The 13,289-nt window shown below is 65.6% G+C and carries 17 protein-coding genes; 9 read left to right on the forward strand and 8 right to left on the reverse strand.

From position 1 onward, the window contains the following. Nucleotides 1-29: 29 nt before the first annotated feature. Nucleotides 30-962 (reverse strand): hydrogenase nickel incorporation protein HypB, encoded by a 933-nt coding sequence (hypB, locus tag AC3IT0_RS03510; RefSeq protein WP_489322414.1) that lies wholly within the window; start codon nucleotides 960-962, stop codon nucleotides 30-32. A gap of 4 nt (nucleotides 963-966) precedes the next feature. Continuing rightward, complete coding sequence (locus tag AC3IT0_RS03515; protein WP_489322415.1) at nucleotides 967-1,296, reverse strand: hydrogenase maturation nickel metallochaperone HypA/HybF; 330 nt, start codon at nucleotides 1,294-1,296, stop codon at nucleotides 967-969. A 139-nt stretch (nucleotides 1,297-1,435) separates the two neighbouring features. Between AC3IT0_RS03515 and AC3IT0_RS03520 the strand changes: the two genes are divergently transcribed. Together AC3IT0_RS03520 and AC3IT0_RS03525 are read left to right on the forward strand one after the other, a co-directional pair. After that, nucleotides 1,436-2,608: a HoxN/HupN/NixA family nickel/cobalt transporter gene (locus AC3IT0_RS03520; RefSeq protein WP_489322416.1), complete on the forward strand. Its 1,173-nt coding sequence runs from the start codon at nucleotides 1,436-1,438 to the stop codon at nucleotides 2,606-2,608. A gap of 170 nt (nucleotides 2,609-2,778) precedes the next feature. Then, nucleotides 2,779-3,084 (forward strand): hypothetical protein, encoded by a 306-nt coding sequence (locus AC3IT0_RS03525; RefSeq protein ID WP_489322417.1) that lies wholly within the window; start codon nucleotides 2,779-2,781, stop codon nucleotides 3,082-3,084. 20 nt (nucleotides 3,085-3,104) lie between these two features. Here the strand turns inward: AC3IT0_RS03525 and AC3IT0_RS03530 are convergent, their stop codons facing one another. The 4 genes from AC3IT0_RS03530 to AC3IT0_RS03545 all read right to left on the reverse strand — a co-directional run bounded on the left by AC3IT0_RS03530 (nucleotide 3,105) and on the right by AC3IT0_RS03545 (nucleotide 5,647). Next, the gene (locus tag AC3IT0_RS03530) at nucleotides 3,105-3,722 is read right to left on the reverse strand and encodes a DedA family protein (protein ID WP_489322418.1); all 618 of its coding nucleotides are present in this window, start codon (nucleotides 3,720-3,722) and stop codon (nucleotides 3,105-3,107) included. 87 nt (nucleotides 3,723-3,809) lie between these two features. Continuing rightward, a complete protein-coding gene (locus tag AC3IT0_RS03535; protein WP_489322419.1) occupies nucleotides 3,810-4,487 on the reverse strand; it encodes a hypothetical protein in 678 nt (225 codons plus the stop codon). Nucleotides 4,488-4,517: 30 nt separating this feature from the next. Next, the gene (locus AC3IT0_RS03540) at nucleotides 4,518-5,234 is read right to left on the reverse strand and encodes an AfsR/SARP family transcriptional regulator (RefSeq protein WP_489322420.1); all 717 of its coding nucleotides are present in this window, start codon (nucleotides 5,232-5,234) and stop codon (nucleotides 4,518-4,520) included. A 209-nt stretch (nucleotides 5,235-5,443) separates the two neighbouring features. Then, nucleotides 5,444-5,647 carry a hypothetical protein gene (locus tag AC3IT0_RS03545; protein WP_489322421.1) on the reverse strand — a complete coding sequence of 68 codons (204 nt, stop codon included), beginning with the start codon at nucleotides 5,645-5,647 and terminating at the stop codon, nucleotides 5,444-5,446. A gap of 212 nt (nucleotides 5,648-5,859) precedes the next feature. On the opposite strand from AC3IT0_RS03545, the gene AC3IT0_RS03550 reads away from it, so the two are divergent. The 4 genes from AC3IT0_RS03550 to AC3IT0_RS03565 all read left to right on the forward strand — a co-directional run bounded on the left by AC3IT0_RS03550 (nucleotide 5,860) and on the right by AC3IT0_RS03565 (nucleotide 9,439). Then, complete coding sequence (locus AC3IT0_RS03550; protein WP_489322422.1) at nucleotides 5,860-6,054, forward strand: hypothetical protein; 195 nt, start codon at nucleotides 5,860-5,862, stop codon at nucleotides 6,052-6,054. 60 nt (nucleotides 6,055-6,114) lie between these two features. Further along, complete coding sequence (locus AC3IT0_RS03555; RefSeq protein ID WP_489322423.1) at nucleotides 6,115-6,315, forward strand: hypothetical protein; 201 nt, start codon at nucleotides 6,115-6,117, stop codon at nucleotides 6,313-6,315. 88 nt (nucleotides 6,316-6,403) lie between these two features. Further along, nucleotides 6,404-8,875 (forward strand): MinD/ParA family ATP-binding protein, encoded by a 2,472-nt coding sequence (locus AC3IT0_RS03560; RefSeq protein WP_489322424.1) that lies wholly within the window; start codon nucleotides 6,404-6,406, stop codon nucleotides 8,873-8,875. 30 nt (nucleotides 8,876-8,905) lie between these two features. Continuing rightward, entirely contained in the window at nucleotides 8,906-9,439 is a 534-nt protein-coding gene (locus AC3IT0_RS03565; RefSeq protein WP_489322425.1) for an O-acetyl-ADP-ribose deacetylase, read from the forward strand. On the opposite strand, the gene AC3IT0_RS03570 is transcribed toward AC3IT0_RS03565, so the two are convergent. After that, nucleotides 9,424-10,407 carry an RluA family pseudouridine synthase gene (locus tag AC3IT0_RS03570; protein ID WP_489323710.1) on the reverse strand — a complete coding sequence of 328 codons (984 nt, stop codon included), beginning with the start codon at nucleotides 10,405-10,407 and terminating at the stop codon, nucleotides 9,424-9,426. The genes AC3IT0_RS03565 and AC3IT0_RS03570 overlap by 16 nt on opposite strands. Before the next feature lie 170 nt (nucleotides 10,408-10,577). Between AC3IT0_RS03570 and AC3IT0_RS03575 the strand changes: the two genes are divergently transcribed. Beyond that, nucleotides 10,578-11,204, forward strand: a complete 627-nt coding sequence (locus tag AC3IT0_RS03575; protein ID WP_489322426.1) for a helix-turn-helix domain-containing protein — start codon at nucleotides 10,578-10,580, stop codon at nucleotides 11,202-11,204. Beyond that, nucleotides 11,197-11,889: an SRPBCC family protein gene (locus AC3IT0_RS03580; RefSeq protein ID WP_489322427.1), complete on the forward strand. Its 693-nt coding sequence runs from the start codon at nucleotides 11,197-11,199 to the stop codon at nucleotides 11,887-11,889. The genes AC3IT0_RS03575 and AC3IT0_RS03580 overlap by 8 nt, the downstream gene beginning before the upstream one ends. A 97-nt stretch (nucleotides 11,890-11,986) precedes the next feature. Here AC3IT0_RS03580 and AC3IT0_RS03585 read toward each other — a convergent pair whose 3' ends face one another. Then, nucleotides 11,987-12,562, reverse strand: a complete 576-nt coding sequence (locus AC3IT0_RS03585) for a TetR-like C-terminal domain-containing protein (RefSeq protein WP_489322428.1) — start codon at nucleotides 12,560-12,562, stop codon at nucleotides 11,987-11,989. A 79-nt stretch (nucleotides 12,563-12,641) separates the two neighbouring features. Between AC3IT0_RS03585 and AC3IT0_RS03590 the strand changes: the two genes are divergently transcribed. After that, complete coding sequence (locus AC3IT0_RS03590) at nucleotides 12,642-13,148, forward strand: DUF4188 domain-containing protein (protein WP_489322429.1); 507 nt, start codon at nucleotides 12,642-12,644, stop codon at nucleotides 13,146-13,148. Nucleotides 13,149-13,289: the final 141 nt, after the last annotated feature.

Genomic DNA, 13,289 nt, shown 5'->3' on the forward strand with positions numbered 1-13,289 from the left:
GTTGCCTCTTTCCGCGGCCCGTGAAGGCCTCAGTGTGCGTCTGTCAGGGACTCTTCCAGAGACCCTGTCAGAGACCCTGGGCGGGTCTCTGCCCGGGAGGGGCGGCCGTCCAGCCAGTCATACCAGGCGGTAATGCCGTCGCCGGTAGTGGCCGAGAGGACCAGGAATTGTGCGTGGGCATTCAGGCGACGGATGCGGCGAACGCATTCGTCGACGTCGAACTCGACGTAAGGGAGCAGGTCCGACTTGTTGATGATCACCAGGTCAGCTGCCATGAACATGTGCGGGTACTTCTGCGGTTTGTCATCACCTTCCGTCACTGAGACGACTACTACTTTCGCTGCTTCGCCCAGATCGAACAGGGCGGGGCATACGAGGTTTCCCACGTTCTCGATAAACACGGTGGAACCCATCGGGGGATCGAGCGCGTCGAGTCCGCGGCGGAGCATGTCGGCGTCCAGGTGGCAGCCCGCCCCCGTGTTGATCTGCACCACGGGCCGGCCGGCTTTGCGGATACGGTCGGCGTCGAGGGAGGTTTCCTGGTCCCCTTCGATGACACCGGCCTGCAGCCGGTCGCCCAGCTCTGTGAGCGTGCGGACCAGGAGCGTGGTTTTGCCGGAGCCGGGGGAGCTCATCATGTTCAGGGCCCGCACCTTCCGTCCGGCGAGCCAGCCGCGGTTCCGTTCCGCGAGGAGGTCGTTCTTGGCAAGCAGGTTCTGCTCCAGGGGGATGAGTTCCGGCGTGTGCTTGTGACCGTCCGTGTGGGGCTGGGGGTGGGGGTGGGGGTGGGGGTGGGGGTGGTCATGGTCATGCGGGTGGTCGTGGTCATGGCTGTGCGTGTGGCCATCATGCGTGTGCGCATGTCCAGGTTCGTGGGTATGCTCATGCGCCTGCGCGCCCGGTACTTCCAGGGAGTACACCCGGGGGATGGCGTCCTCGCCGCAGCCGCAGGTTGCGCACATTTCGCTACGCCACCTCCACCGAAACGAGGTTGAGTTCCCGCCCGCTGAGCACTGCGACGTCGGCGCTGCCGCAAGGACACAGCAGGAAAATATCGGTCATCGCAAAGTCGGCACCGCACTCGCGGCAGTGCCCGCGGGCCTGCGGCTCGTCAATCCGCAGCCGCGCCCCTGCCAGCGTGGTTCCCGCTGAAGCAACGTCAAAACAGAAACGGAGAGCGTCCGGAAGCACACCTGATAACGGCCCGATTCGGAGGTTGACGCCCGTGACTGCCTGGCCGCCGGTCCTGTCCAAAACCGTGTCAATGAGGCTTTGTGCGATCGAGAGTTCGTGCATGCGTAGTGCCCCCTCTCTGCCAAGATAGGCTCGCCGAGGCCATAAATCAACCTCAATATTTGACAGCTGCGCATTCATCAAGTATGGGCGTATAGTCATCCCAGTATTCTGCAAAGACGCGGAAGCCGGAGGCTCAACAATGCAGCAACCGGAAGCTGGAGGCATCACGCCGCAGGCCAGGACCGGAAGGGCCGGGAACGCGCTGACCGGCCGGGAACGGGCATCGATCGGTGGAATGGCTGCCGTTGTGTTGCTCCTGCATGCTGTGGGCTGGGGCGTGCTGCTGGCTGTTGTATCAGCGGAAAACCTTCCGGCGGGCTCCTCCGGCGTTTTCGGCGTTGGCCTCGGCGTTGCCGCCTATACTCTGGGGCTCCGCCACGCGTTCGACGCGGACCACATCGCCGCCATCGACAACACCACCCGGAAACTCGCGGGCGACGCGCACTCTGGCGGCGACTACTCTGGCAATTTGCAGCCACGCAGCCGGCACCGGCCCATGACCGTGGGCTTCTGGTTCTCGCTGGGCCACTCGAGCATCGTTTTTGGCCTGTGCGCTGTGCTGGCGGCCGGAATCCGGAGTCTGTCAGACCAGGGTGGCGTGGTTTCGGGCGAAACCGAGGCTGGCCTGCAGATCTTCGGAACCGCAGTCTCGGGCGTCTTCCTGTACCTCATCGGCGTCCTGAACCTGGTGATCCTCCTCGAGGTGCTCCGGTCGGCACGGCGGCTGCGGTCCAGCCAGGACAACGGCGCCGGACTGGAAAACCAGCCGGCCGCCGGTGGCCTGATGACGCGGCTCTTCGGCCGGTTGACCGGACTGATCACCAAGCCCTGGCAGATGTACGGCGTGGGACTGCTGTTCGGGTTGGGGTTCGACACCGCGACGGAGGTGAGCCTCCTGATTCTGGCTGCCGGCGCCGCCGCCTCGGCATTGCCGTGGTACGCGATCCTCACGCTGCCGGTCCTTTTCGCGGCAGGCATGAGCCTGCTGGACTCGCTCGACGGCTGCTTTATGACGTTCGCCTACCGCTGGGCGCTTTCCAGGCCGGTCCGCAGGATCTACTACAACGTGGTGGTGACCGGACTGTCCGTGGCCGTGGCGCTGGGCATCGGCTCCGTGCAGCTGATTTCCCTCCTGGTGGACAGCGCCGGGATCCGGTCCGGGCCGCTGGCCGTGATCGGCGGACTCGACCTGGCCGCCGTCGGATACACCACGGTGGCGCTGTTCATCTTCACCTGGCTCCTTGCCTTGGGCGTGTGGCGGTTCGGCCACATCGAAGAGCGCTGGTCCGTGCCCGTCCCGGAGGGCGACTAGGAGTAGCAGGACCGGCAGCGGGAGTAGCCGGGACGCTCTCTCATTTCCTGCGGCTTTTTCCCAAACGCTCTCTCACCCGGTGAGAGAGCGTTTGTGTATTTTCTGCAGGAAGTGAGAGAGCGTTTTGGCCGGCGTGAGGGAGCGGGCCGCTCTGTCGGTAGGGTTGAGGCATGCCTTCGTTCCAGACCCGCCTGAAAATCACCGGACTGAAACCTGGCAACCCGCCGGAAGCCGTGATGGCCGCCGCGCTTGAGGCGTTGGAGACTTGTCACCATGTGGAATCCAACCAGATCGAACTTGCCGCCGGCGTTCCGCAGCTGAACCTTCGCTTCCTCGTGGAGGCGACCGAATACAGCGGTGAGAACCAGCAGGCACGCGAATCGGCAGCGATGATGCGCGACGCCGTCGAACGCGTTGCACTCACCGGCTCACTGACGGTGCTCCGCCGCAACCGCGGCCGCTGGGCGCCCGTCTAGCTCAATCACCGGCCGAATGCTCACTCGCCGGGGGCGGGCTCGTCCACGGGTGAGCGGGTGCCGCGCCGGCGGGTGACAATGATGCCGACGACGGCGCCGATCACCAGGCCCAGCACCACGCCGATCAGCGAACTCGCCCAGAACGGCAGCTTGGTTGCCGATCCCGTGAAGTAGCCCAGGCCCACCAGCCAGCTGGCCCAGAGGACCGCGCCGAGGGCGGCGCACAGGCTGAAACCCGGTGCCGAAACGTCGGCGATGCCCGAAGCTGCCGACGTCGCCAGCCGCCCGCCCGGGATGAAGCGGGCGCCGATGATGGTTCCGTACGTGGAGGAGCGGCCGGCCTTGGCGATGGCCGCATGGATGCCGTGGTGGACTTTCCGTCCCCAGCGCCAGCGGTCCAGGACATGGCTGAGCCGGCGCTTGAAGAGCTGGTATACCACCATGTCGCCGACCCAGGAGGCCACCGCGGACAGTGCCCCCACCAGGAAGACGTTGGCCCGGCCGTCGGCCGAGAGGGCGCCGCCGGTGATCACCACCATCTCTGAGGGGATGGGCGGGAAGATGGCATCGCCGAGGACCACGGGGATGATCCAGAAGTAGATCGCCGCCCCCCAGCTGTCCGCGTTGCCAAAGTCCATGGCCACAAAGTACCGCACTTTGCGCGGCAGCCCGGCCTAAGGCGGCCGGCGGCACGGACTTGGCCGGCACGGGGTTCAGCGAGTGCCTCAGTAGCCGGCGCCGATGTCCCGACGGCGTGGACGCGGGGCTCCGCCGGGAACGTCCCTGGGAACGTGGCTGAGGTGGCGGGCCGCGAGGAAATACCAGTACGGCCAGGCGACCCACGCGGTGGCGCCCAGGGCTATTCCCGCTCCGCCGATGCCCCAGCGGATCCAGGCCGGCGCCTGTTCCACCGCGGCCAGCGCCGCCAGGGGCAACGCCACTACCAGGGCGCCGCCAATGAACTGTCCCAGCTTCGCGAGATCCCGGGGATAGCCGTCCGTCTTGAGCAGTGCCCGGTGGGCCAGCAGGAACCAGCCGGCCTGCACCATCATTGCCCCCACCGAGATGCCGGTGGACACATTGAAATCGAGCTTCTTCGCGACCAGCAGGAACGAGCTTGCCGATCCTGCGCCGCTGGCCGCGATCACCAGCCATTTGGCGGCCTCGGAGCCGGGTGTGCGGCGCAGGCGCCGGTGGACCTGGTCGATCACCGGGATGATCGCCAGCTGGAAGACGCCGCCGGTGGCATCGTTGATGGTGCCAAAGACGAAGGGTCCGTTCTTTGGCACCTCGACGGCGTACATGGCGCCCAGTGTTGCCACGCCAACGACGCCCAGGCCCGCGGCCGCGTAGGCGAACTTGGCCGCCGTGCGGTCCCCTGGGATTGGGATGAGGGTATCCATGATGATTCCTCGCTCAGTGCGGATGCTCCCTCAGTGCGGTTGGAACGCCGACACAAGCTCGCTCAGGTGGCTTGAGGGCAGGACGCCGAGTTCGCCCTCCAGCCGGCTGGCAAACATCGTGTAGGCGCGGACTGCGGCGGCTCGGTTCCCGGCGGCCAGATGGGCCTGGACCAGCAGCAGATGGGCGGATTCCCGCAGCGGTTCGATGCTTGCCGCGGACAACGCCGCGATAACAGCTTTGCCGGGTTCGCTGGCCGCCAGATGTTGCCGGGCCATGAGCTCCAGCGCGCTGAGGCGCAACTGACGCAGCCGCTCCTGTTCAAATATCACCCAGTCGTCGTACCAGCCGGGCAGCAGGTCAGCCCGGCTCAGGTCGTCCAGGTAGCTGTCAGGAATCCGGGCTTCAGGCTGGGACTGCAGGGTGGCGACGTGGTGCTGCAGGGCCGTGACATCGACCCTGACGCCTTCGTGAAGCTCCAGCGTGTCCGCGTCCGTCAAAAGAAGGTGCGGGAAGGCGTGGGAAATGCACCACACGGTGGTGCGCAGGTTCCCGGCAGCCTGCGTTTCGCTGCTTTTTGGCCACAACAGGCCAGCCAGGAAACTCCGGTGCCTGCAGCCCAGGAGCCCCACACACGCGATGAGTCGCTGTTCGCGGCTGGCCACAGCCACGGTATTGCTACCGCGGCGCAACCGCCAGGCCCCCAGCAGGCTCAATTGCCAATCCTGTGCGAGAGCCACCGTGGTCATGCCTATCCCCTTCAAGCGACCGGACAACACGCGATACCCCAGATAACCATCGTGGCACCGGGGCGAATCATGTCAAGGCAATTCAGAAAGAGGGGGGTTTAGGGGTTATATACCGGGAATACGTCCACATGCCGGTCAATCGACATGCGCCGGTTGTCATTTCAATAAAGCTTGCCCGGCGTCAGCTCAGCCCATAAGGAATGTTCGGGCTATGCGCTGGTAGTGGGTTCTGATGCTTTCAACACATCGAGCCAACGCTGCACAGCCAAAATGATTTCTTTGGCATCGCCGGCCGTCTCCACAATTTCCTTGTCCTTGTTCGGATGGCTGGAGATCAGGCGTGCCCGTACGCGGTAGTTCTGGGCAGGCTCCGCCCACGCGCGGATGACCATGGTGCCTTCAATGTCCGCCATGAATCGGCGCCTGCTTTCCTTGTCTGCAATTTACGTCGTCCAGGAACATTACCGTCCAGTAAGACCATCCTAGGCAAAGATTATTCGGCGCCCAAGTCAAGACTGCCACCACATTAGTTTCATGAAACAACAGAAAAATAACACCCCAGTAACGAAGCCGCTACGGGGCGACGCGTTGACTGATGGCGGGATGTCGAAAGGGGGTGATTGACATGATGAAGGAACTCACCGTTCACGAACTGGAAAACCAGAAGGTGGAGCTGTTGCCTTCGCGGGAGACCCTGTTTCTGGACACGAACTGGGCGGGTGTTTACGCAAGCAACTCGTCTATGGCCCTGAACGCTGCCTCGTTCTTTGCGGAAGCAGACAGCACTGCGCTCCAGAACATCGAAGTAGTCCAGGGTTAAGTCCGTCTTTCATCCGATATCTGGACCCCGGGATTGCCCGGGGTAGAGAGGTGAGGTGCTATGACGGCATCAACCCCGCTGTTACCGGTGGATCTCGACGCCGAGGTTGCAGAACTGCTTCCGATGAGGGAAACGCTGTTCTTCAACATCAACGTCGCTCCCGTGATCGCTGTGAACCTTTCGTTCGCCATCAATGCGGCCTCGATCGGTTCAATCGCGAACTCGACCGCCTGGCAGGAAGTGCTGGTCCTGCAACAGTAGGTCCGCAGGATCAACAGGAAACCCGGAGGGCATGCTTCAGCGTCGGAGCATGCCCACCGTTCGTACTGGCTCAACCTAGGTGGGGACCGTGACCACAGCAGCCGAAACCGCCCTTGTCCGGCACTGGTCGCCGTCGCCCGGAATTGTTTTCCTGGGACCGGTTGAAGGGTCCGGCCTCAAGGACCGCAGCTACCTGCTGCAGCGCGGCGACGGGCAGATAGTCCAGCTGTCGGAGCTTCTGAATCTGGTCATGGCCACCGTCTCGCCGGAGAAGTCCGCTGATGAGCTGGCGCGCGAGGTCAGCGACGCCTACGGCCGCGAACTCGGTGTGAGCGGACTCCTGCACCTCATCGACACCAGGCTGGCGCCGATGGGCCTCGTACACGACGCCGATGCGGACCTAGCCGAGGCCGGGCCGCCGCCGCGGGCAAACCCGCTGCTTGCCCTGCGGCTGCGGGGAACGCTGCTGCCGGAAAAGGCAGTCAACACGTTGGCCCTGATCCTGGCCCCGCTGTATTGGAGTCCCGTGGTGGCCACCGTCCTGGTGGCGCTGGCCGCCGTCGACATCCTGGTCCTCGCCAAGGGCGACTTCCTGGCTTCCCTGGAGCAGGTACTCCTCACGCCGGCGCTGCTCCTGGGCATCTTCGCGCTGCTGACGGCGGGCGCCGTGATCCACGAACTGGGGCATGCCACGGCGTGCCGGTACGGCGGCGCCAGGCCGGGAGTGATCGGCGTCGGCGTCTATCTGGTCTTTCCGGCCTTCTTCACAAACGTCACCGACTCCTACCGGTTGGGCCGGGCGGGCAGGATCCGCACGGACCTTGGCGGGCTGTACTTCAACTGCCTGTGCCTGATCGGCCTGGGCGGCGCCTACCTGCTGACAGGGCAGGGCTTTTTCCTGCTGGCGGCGGCCCTGATGCATTTCGAGATGGTCCAGCAGCTGGTGCCGACGCTGCGTTTCGACGGCTACTTCGTCCTGGCCGACATCGCCGGTGTCCCGGACTTGTTCAACCGCATCCGTCCGGTGCTGCTCAGCCTCATTCCCGGACGCGCGGTGGATCCGCGGGTTGCTGAGCTCCGGACGTTCGCCCGCCGCATCGTCACAGTTTGGGTAGTCACGGTGGTGCCGCTCCTTTGCCTGGCACTTGGCTGGATGTTGCTGAACCTGCCCATGATCATCGAGCAGACCGCCAACGCCATCCGGCAGCACGCGGGGCTCGCCAGTGGTGCCATCGCCGCCGGCGACCCGGCCGCCGCTGCGCTCTCCATCCTGTCCATCCTGATGCTGTCCCTGCCGGTGATCGGCCTGGCCATTCTGCTGTACCGGTTGCTGTCCGTCCTCTTCGACGTGCTGGGCCGCCTCGGCAGGCGCCTGTGGCGCATGACGGCGGAGCCGCAAGCCGTGGTGCCACGGCACCTCCGGGCAGGGAGGCCGCAGATGGGAAAGCCGCCACAGATGGGGAAGCCCCTACAGAAAGGAAGGCCCGCCATGGTTATCGCAGTCCCTCCCGCGGCCATGCCCGACGACGACGTCCCCCCGGCACCGTTGCGTGCTCCGGCGCATTTTCAAGCTCGCGAGCGCTTTCAGGCTCCCGCGGTCCTTCCGGCCGCAGCCATGCCCGACGACGTTCCCACCCTCCAGGATTTCCTCGCCGACAGGCCCACCCAGCCCGCCCCGCTCGCCGAATTGGGCTGGCAGGGTGCCGTCCGGCGGCTCAGCCGCAATTCCCTGAGCCTCGGTCCCGGCCGGCGGGAACTCGCCCATCTTGACGCCGTCGAAGAGGTTCAGCGGCGCCTGGACGGCCCCCGGACCGTCGTCGTGGTTAACCCCAAGGGCGGCGCCCACAAGACCACGGCAACTCTGCTCCTGGCGGCGACGCTGGGCATCCAGCGCGGCGGATACACGCTCGCCTGGGACAACAATGAAACGCGCGGAACCATGGGGTGGCGGGCGCCGCTGGCCGGGCACGCCGGCACTGCCGTTGACCTGATGCGGGAAGTTGACCGCTTCGAAGACCCCGTCCTTGGGCGGATCGGGGATCTGGACCGCTATGTGCGCTACCAGGGGTCCGCACAGTTTGATGTGCTGGCCTCGGACGAGGACGCGGCGGGCGCTGCCACGATCGGCAGCCGTGAATTCGATCGGCTGCATACGGCTCTGCGCCGGTTCTACCGGATCATCATGGTTGACACCGGAAACAACATGCGGTCCTCCAACTGGGAAGCAGCCGTGGCGGCGGCGGACGAACTGGTCATTGTCTCCACCGTCCGCGAAGACACGGTGGCCAGTGCCGTCTGGCTGGTGGACGGGCTGCGTGAACGCGGCTACCAGGACAAAGTCCGCAACGCCGTGACCCTGCTTGCCGCGCCGTCACTGAAGACCGATCCGCAGCTTCATGACAGGACTCGGGCCCACTTCGAATCCCTGACCCGGGAAGTCCTCGACGTTCCCTACGACAAGTCCCTCGTCTCCGGCGGACCGCTCAACTACCAGGCGTTGATGCCGGCCACACGCGAGGCCTGGTTGCGTTCCTCGGCTGCGGTGATGCGGGGCCTTTGAGCCGCACCCCGTAAGTGGGAAACTGGCGGCATGCGGATCACCATCCTCCAAGGCGACATCACCACCCGCACTGTGGACGCGATCGTGAATGCGGCCAACTCCTCGCTCCTGGGCGGCGGCGGTGTGGACGGTGCCATCCAGCGGGCCGCCGGGCCTGAGCTGCTGGCGGCTTGCCGCGAACTGCGCGAAACGGACCTGCCCCACGGGCTGGCACCGGGAGCCGCCGTCGCCACTCCCGGTTTCCGGCTCCCGGCGCGATGGGTCATCCACACCGTAGGGCCCAACCGGCATGCCGGGCAGACCAACCCTGCGCTGCTGGTCTCCTGCTTCAGCGAAAGCCTCCGGCTGGCGGATTCGCTGGGCGCGGCTTCCATCGCCTTCCCGGCGGTGGGCGGGGGAGTCTACGGCTGGCACGGGCACCAGGTCGCGGAGGCCGCGTACGACGCCGTCACGGGGTTTGGTGCCTCGCATCCGGCCAGCGCGCTCAAGTTGGTGGAGTTTGTGCTGTTCGGCCCCGAGATGGAACAAGCCTTCAAGACTGTGTTCGATCAGCGCAAGGTTTGAGCAGCCTCGCTGAGGTTCAGCCTGCTGCGGTATTCCACAGGCCTTTTGCTGATGGGGTCCACAAAACGGATGCCGCGGGCGAGAAGCTGCAGCGGCTTGGAGTAGTCGTCCGGGGCCTTGTCCAGCAGGTCAGGGTAGAACGCGTCGTTGACGATGCCCAGGCCCAGCGAAGCCATGTGGACCCGGAGCTGGTGGGTTTTTCCGGAGTGGGGTTCCAGCCGGTAGCGCGCCAGGCGCGGCGTGCAACCCGTGTCCGCGTCGCCGGTGCCAGCGGCACCCACCGTAGTACCGCCGTCGAACGTTTCCAGCCGTTCGATCCGTGTCTCCGCGTTCGGCTCGCCGTCGATCACTTCGGCCAGCAGGTAGCTGCGCGACTTGGTCATCCGGTTCCGGACCACCACGGGGAAGTCGACGGCAGGGTGTCCGGCAGCGGGCTCCGCGGCGGACACACACTCGTATTCCTTCTGCACCTGTCGCTTCTCGAAGAGCACCTGGTACTTGCCGCGGGTTTCCGGGTTGGTGGACAGCAGCAGCACGCCGGCGGTCATCCGGTCCAGCCGGTGCATGGGGATCAGGTCCGGCAGGTTGAGCTGGTTCCGGAGCCGGACCAGGGCCGATTCCTGGATGTACGTACCTCCGGGGGTAGTGGGCAGGAAGTGCGGCTTGTCCACCACGAGCAGGTGGTCGTCCTGGTGGAGGATGCTGATTTCCACCGGGATGCGCGTCTCCGGCGGCAATGAGCGGTAGTACCAAATGAAGGTGTGGTCCTCGAGCCTGGTGGCCCGATCCAGGGCGACGCCGCCCTCGCCCACGATCTCGCCGGCGTCGAACCTGTCCTCGATGCCCTGCGGATCGATGTGGCCCCAGCGGTGCATCATGTAGTCCATCGCGGTGCTCCACGGCCCCTCGTCCGGGAGGCGCAGGCGGGTGGCGTTGACGCCGTCGCGCACGGGGAGGGGGGATTGCATCACCGGACCATTCTACCCGCGCCCGTTTAGACGGTTCCCTGCGCAGACGATGGTTCGAATCATCGATCGGGCAGGGAACCATCGAATCGGAGCACGGTCCCGGCGACCCCTGACCGCCGACGGGAAAAAAGTTCTTGACAATAAAAGTTGTCGGTTGGCATGATGGAAGCATGTTGGACATCGAAGTGATCGAGGACCCGGCCGCGGCGGAAGCGGCGCTGGACCCGATCCGGACGCGCATCCTGAAGGAGCTCACCGAACCAGGATCAGCCACGCAGCTTGCCGCCAAGGTGGGCCTGCCGCGGCAGAAGGTCAACTACCACCTCAAGGCCCTTGAGCGGCACGGGCTGGTGGAACTCGTGGAGGAGCGGCGCAAGGGCAACGTGACCGAGCGCGTCCTCCGGGCGACGGCGGCCTCCTACCTGATTTCCCCGGTGGCCCTCGCGTCGGTGGCCCCGGATCCGCACCGGTTTTCGGACCGTTTCTCGGCCTTCTGGCTGCTGGCGCTCGCGGGCCGGATGGTCCAGGAGGTGGGCAAGCTGATCGCCGGCGCGGCCGCGGCCAGGCAGAAGCTCGCAACGTTCGCGATCGACGGCGAGATCACCTTCCGGACGGCCGCGGACCGGGCAGCGTTTGCCGAGGAACTCGGTGTTGCCGTCACCCGCCTGGTGGACAAATATCACGACGGCGGCACTACGGCGCGCGGCGGGCGGAAGCACCGGCTCGTCGTCGTCCTTCACCCGGTACTCAAAACCCCCAATCAACCCCTTTCAGCGAAGGAGCAGGACAATGACTGACAAGCGAGAATTTGAGATCGTCTACGACACCGACCTGCCCGGCACGCCCGAGCGCGTCTGGGAAGCCGTGACCAGTGGAACGCCGGCGTGGATGTTCCCCACGGACCAGTGGCCGGACGTCAAGACCGTGCAGGAGCACCCCACGCATCTCGTCTCCAGGATGGACGGCCCGGATGGCTGGTTCAACCAGTTGGAGCATGTGCTGGAACCGCTCGACGGCGGCCGCGCCCGGTTGCACTATGTCCACAGCGGGATCTTCGCGGACAACTGGGACGAGCAGTATGACGGCGCGAGCAAGCACACGGCGTTCTACCTGCACACGCTGGGCCAGTACCTGCAGCACTTCGACGGCAAGCCGGTGGTGTTCACGGACATCCAGTCTCCCGCGGCATCGCAGACCCCGGACGGTTTTGAACGCCTGAAGAAGGCGCTGGGCGTGGACTCCGCCGCGCAGGGTTCTGTTGTTGAGCTGGAGCTCGACGGCGTGGGGCGGCTGTCCGGGGAAGTGGACTTCGCCAATGAGCACTTCCTGGGCCTGCGGACGTCGGATGCTATGTACCGGTTCTTCGGCCGCAACGCCTTTGGCGCTCCGGTGGGCATGACGGTCCACGATTTCAGCGGCAGCGGTGACTCTGCAGTGACCGCCAAGGCATGGGGCGGCTTCCTCGACAAGGTCTACGCGTAGGTTGGCCTGAGCTCGGCCGGCAACGTTTCACGCCTCGCAAAATACGGGCCGACTCGCAGGTGAATCAGCGCCTCGGGAATCCAAGCGGAGGGTGGCGTCAGGCGGCCCAGCCGCGGGCGACGGCGTCGAGGGCTGCGCTGTATGCGGCAGCCCAGTCTGCGTCCGGCGGGCCCACTTGTGCCAGTTCCAGGCTCACCAGGCCGTGGACCTGGCCCCAGATTGCGACGGCGACTATCTCCACGGGTGCCTGCAGTACGGTGCCCGCGGACTGGGCGGAAGCCACTGCTTCCATCAGCGGCTCCATCGCATCGGCGGCAGCATCGGGGCTTGGCTGGCAATCGACGTAGGCCGCCAGGGCGCCACCGAACATCAGCCGGTAAAGCGCCCGATGCTCCAGCGCCCAGGTCCGGTAGGCCACGCCGAGTCCCTGCAGGCCGCCCGGGGCCGCGGCCACCTGTGAGTCGCGGAAGGACCGGAACCCGTCGTCCACGACGGCGGTCAGGAGCTGGGATTTTCCGCCGAACAGCGAGTAGACGGCCGTGGTGGACGTTCCGGCGGCAGCCGCCACATCCCGCAGATTCACGCGTGCGGGACCGTCGCGGTCCACCAGGTCGGCCGTGACTGCCAGCAGGTCCTGCCTGAGGGAATCGTTATGCACTACGGGTCTTGCCATGGAGTCCATTGTTTCATAACCTTGTTTCGTAACAGCGTTATGAAACGCGGTTATGAAACCATTAACCCAAGGAGTTCCCATGGCGCAGAAAGTATTTCCGGGCCGGTACACCGCTGACCCGGAACGCGAATCGGTGACCGTCTTCCTGATCGGCATGCGGGCGAACCGATGGTGGAAGGTGGGGACCGTGGGCAAGGTGGCTTCCGCCATGCCGCGGATGCTCCAACACCTGGCCGCCGACCCCGCCGCAGGAATGCTCGGATATGAGCAGTGGTTCGGGCGCACAACCATCCTGCTCAGCTACTGGGAGAGCCCCGAGCACCTCCGGAAGTTCGCCGCGGACCGGGAGTCCCCGCACCTTGAGCCGTGGCGCCGATTTATGAAGGAGCTCGCTGGCACGGGCGACGTGGGCGTCTGGCATGAGACGTACCAGGTGCCGGCCGGTGGAATTGAGGTTGTCTACAACGGGATGCCGTTGTTTGGGCTGGCCAAGGCCACGGCGCATGTCCCGGTCGGGGCCGGGACCAATACCGCAAAGCAGCGGATGGGCCGGACCGCAGGGCGGGCTGCTGACGCCGCTATATGATCCCCAACAGCTCCATGCCCCACTCGACGGGTGCAGGCCGCGCAAACGGGTGAGCGCAAACTGGGACGCACTAGATGTCGTTATCGGCGCTCATCACGACATCAACTGCTACCCAGTTGGGGAGGCGCATCGACCACGCAA

Source organism: Pseudarthrobacter sp. KH_020_B (assembly GCF_057840185.1).

Bases quoted from the DNA above. Each gene is read 5' to 3' on its own strand.
- AC3IT0_RS03515 (WP_489322415.1), bottom strand. From the start codon at position 1,296: ATGCACGAACTCTCGATCGCACAAAGCCTCATTGACACGGTTTTGGAC.
- AC3IT0_RS03590 (WP_489322429.1), top strand. From the start codon at position 12,642: ATGGCGCAGAAAGTATTTCCGGGCCGGTACACCGCTGACCCGGAACGC.
- AC3IT0_RS03565 (WP_489322425.1), top strand. From the start codon at position 8,906: ATGCGGATCACCATCCTCCAAGGCGACATCACCACCCGCACTGTGGAC.
- AC3IT0_RS03520 (WP_489322416.1), top strand. From the start codon at position 1,436: ATGCAGCAACCGGAAGCTGGAGGCATCACGCCGCAGGCCAGGACCGGA.
- AC3IT0_RS03555 (WP_489322423.1), top strand. From the start codon at position 6,115: ATGACGGCATCAACCCCGCTGTTACCGGTGGATCTCGACGCCGAGGTT.
- AC3IT0_RS03570 (WP_489323710.1), bottom strand. From the start codon at position 10,407: ATGCAATCCCCCCTCCCCGTGCGCGACGGCGTCAACGCCACCCGCCTG.
- AC3IT0_RS03540 (WP_489322420.1), bottom strand. From the start codon at position 5,234: ATGACCACGGTGGCTCTCGCACAGGATTGGCAATTGAGCCTGCTGGGG.
- AC3IT0_RS03535 (WP_489322419.1), bottom strand. From the start codon at position 4,487: ATGGATACCCTCATCCCAATCCCAGGGGACCGCACGGCGGCCAAGTTC.
- AC3IT0_RS03525 (WP_489322417.1), top strand. From the start codon at position 2,779: ATGCCTTCGTTCCAGACCCGCCTGAAAATCACCGGACTGAAACCTGGC.
- AC3IT0_RS03530 (WP_489322418.1), bottom strand. From the start codon at position 3,722: ATGGACTTTGGCAACGCGGACAGCTGGGGGGCGGCGATCTACTTCTGG.
- AC3IT0_RS03575 (WP_489322426.1), top strand. From the start codon at position 10,578: ATGTTGGACATCGAAGTGATCGAGGACCCGGCCGCGGCGGAAGCGGCG.
- AC3IT0_RS03580 (WP_489322427.1), top strand. From the start codon at position 11,197: ATGACTGACAAGCGAGAATTTGAGATCGTCTACGACACCGACCTGCCC.
- AC3IT0_RS03545 (WP_489322421.1), bottom strand. From the start codon at position 5,647: ATGGCGGACATTGAAGGCACCATGGTCATCCGCGCGTGGGCGGAGCCT.
- hypB (WP_489322414.1), bottom strand. From the start codon at position 962: ATGTGCGCAACCTGCGGCTGCGGCGAGGACGCCATCCCCCGGGTGTAC.
- AC3IT0_RS03550 (WP_489322422.1), top strand. From the start codon at position 5,860: ATGATGAAGGAACTCACCGTTCACGAACTGGAAAACCAGAAGGTGGAG.
- AC3IT0_RS03585 (WP_489322428.1), bottom strand. From the start codon at position 12,562: ATGGCAAGACCCGTAGTGCATAACGATTCCCTCAGGCAGGACCTGCTG.